Below are 889 nucleotides of genomic sequence, written 5' to 3' on the forward strand. Positions count from 1 at the left end.
GGCTCCGGCAACGCCTTACGATCCAACTTGCCATTCACATTCAACGGCAACGCATCCAACACCACAAACGCCGACGGCACCATATACGACGGCACACACCGCGCCAACTCCACACGAACCACCTCGACATCCACCCCAACACCCCGATCAGCAGCAACCACATACGCCACCAACCGATCCCCCACCCGCGGATCAGACTTCGCCACCACCACCGCCTGCGCGACCTGCGCCAACCCCACCAACGCCGCCTCGATCTCCCCCAACTCGATCCGGAAACCCCGAATCTTCACCTGGAAATCAGCACGACCCCGATACTCCAACCCCCCCGCAACCGTCCACGCCACCACATCACCCGTCCGATACAACCGCCCACCCACACCAAACGGATCAGCCACAAACCGCTCCGCCGTCAAATCCACACGACCCACATACCCCCGCGCCAACTGCACCCCCGCCAAATACAACTCACCCGACACCCCCACCGGCACCGGACGCAACCGCGAATCCAACACAAACACCCGACTATTCCACTCCGGCACCCCGATCGGCACCGACACCACATCCGCCACCGACACCCGATGACTGGTCACCGACACCGCCGCCTCCGTCGGCCCATACACATTGAACAACTCCGTCCGCGGATACTCCCGCAACAACCGCTGCGCCGTCGCACCAGGCAACGCCTCACCAATCGCCAACACCCGCCACACCGACTCCGGCAACCCCGCCACCAACAACGCATCCAACACCGACGGCACCACATGCAACGTGGTCACCCACTCCCGCGCCATCAACTCACACAAATACCCCGGATCCCGATGCCCCTCCGGCGACGCGATCACCAACCGACCACCACACACCACCCCCGACCAGAACTCCCACATCGACA

General features: G+C 63.3%; 1 protein-coding gene. It reads right to left on the reverse strand.

Going from position 1 to position 889, the window contains the following annotated elements; translation table 11 throughout:
• Positions 1-889: AMP-binding protein (locus ACX4ZE_RS22845; RefSeq protein WP_480275522.1), on the reverse strand; the 889-nt coding region annotated here is incomplete at both ends.

Source organism: Nocardia sp. TBRC8007, assembly GCF_056629435.1.